Source organism: Actinomyces sp. oral taxon 849 str. F0330, from assembly GCF_000239715.1.
GTDB lineage: Bacteria > Actinomycetota > Actinomycetes > Actinomycetales > Actinomycetaceae > Actinomyces > Actinomyces johnsonii.
In genome coordinates this window covers 111,269-112,579 of record NZ_JH470354.1, presented here as the reverse complement: position 1 = coordinate 112,579, position 1,311 = coordinate 111,269, and the positions used below count along the sequence as shown (strand labels likewise).

General features: G+C 70.8%; 3 protein-coding genes. 2 read left to right on the top strand and 1 reads right to left on the bottom strand.

The window, feature by feature from the left end; translation table 11 throughout:
- A partial coding sequence (locus HMPREF0975_RS16720; protein ID WP_009234038.1) for a LysM peptidoglycan-binding domain-containing protein occupies positions 1–271 on the top strand: 271 nt, incomplete at its 5' end.
- Between the two features lie 114 nt (positions 272–385).
- Positions 386–904: an Rv3235 family protein gene (locus HMPREF0975_RS09970; RefSeq protein WP_009234037.1), complete on the top strand. Its 519-nt coding sequence runs from the start codon at positions 386–388 to the stop codon at positions 902–904.
- Positions 905–1,080: 176 nt separating this feature from the next.
- Here HMPREF0975_RS09970 and HMPREF0975_RS16715 read toward each other — a convergent pair.
- The coding region (locus HMPREF0975_RS16715) for a hypothetical protein (protein WP_009234036.1) at positions 1,081–1,311 on the bottom strand (231 nt) is incomplete at its 5' end.

Below are 1,311 nucleotides of genomic sequence, written 5' to 3'. Positions count from 1 at the left end.
CCGCACGCCCGCCGTCACGGGCCCGGAGGCCCCGTCGGGTCGCACTCATATCGTCCTTCCCGGAGAGAGCCTGTGGTCAATCACCGCCCACCTCCTGCCCACCGGGGCCGGTCGCGCGCAGGTCGCGCAGGGCTGGCCCGCCCTATATCGCGCCAACGCCGATGCCATCGGACCGAATCCGTCACTGATCCGCCCCGGGACGGTTCTGAGTGTTCCGAGCTCACTGGCAGCCCCGAGCACGACGACGGGAGGCCGGGAACCGTCGCGATGAACCGTCCCCATTTCAGTACCAGGACCATCAGCTTCCATCTCAGCCCCCGTATCCGGGGCCGTCCACTTCCAACTCCGTGCCCGCCGGGCACCGACGCACCATCAGGAGCCCGCCATGACCGTCACCGCCACGCCGACTCGAACCGCTCGCCCAGCCCGCAGGGAGACCGGCCCGCAGCATCGTTCCCATCCCACACCCACTCACCCGACTCCGACTCGCGCCGTTCCGACGAAGCCCCCGAAACCCCTCAATGACCCGGGAGCCGCCGAGCCTCACGACCCTCTCAAAAGGCGGCCCGAGACCGGCGCCGACGCCTCGCGCACTGCCGCCATCGTCGTGGCTGCGGCCAGCGAGGTGCTCGCCGGGCAGCGACCCGTCGATCATCTGGCCAGGTGGACCAGCCCGTCCCTGTTCGACGCCCTCGCCCGCCGGGCCGGTCTGGCCTCCAGGATCCTGGGGCGTCGGCCGACGCCGAGACGCCCGCGCGTTCGTTTCGTACGCACCGAGCCGACGGTGTCGGGGGCCTGCGAAGCGACTGTCCTTCTGGAGGAGGGCAACCGGGTCCGGGCCGCGGCGGCGCGTTTGGAGATGCTGCGCGATCGCTGGATCCTCACCGGCCTGGAGATCGCGTGAGGGAGTTCCAGACATGAAATCAGCGCAGCCGCGAAGCCATCGTCCGCTCACTGTTGACACGTCGGCGCTCGAGTGCATCACCAACGTATCCGGGCAGCCGAAGGCGGGTTCTCTCATCGGAGAGGCAGCCGGGACCCGGCCGGATCGACGGCGGTGACGTCAGCCCTCGGCAGGGATCAGTGGCGACGCTTCTTCTTGGATCGGCGGCGCTCGGCCCGGTTACCGCCTGAGGCCGAGGACCCGGAGGCCCTGCGCGAGGAGGCGCCAGAGCGCTCCTCCTCGTCGCCGGACTCACTGGGACCGGAATAGGTGATCCGCTGCTCCATGGATGCCTGTCCGGTGTCCCCCAGGACGGTGCCCCGGCCCTGGCCGCCCGCCGCACCCAGGCGAATGCCGGCCGCCGCGGT

Bases quoted from the DNA above. Each gene is read 5' to 3' on its own strand.
- HMPREF0975_RS09970 (WP_009234037.1), top strand. From the start codon at position 386: ATGACCGTCACCGCCACGCCGACTCGAACCGCTCGCCCAGCCCGCAGG.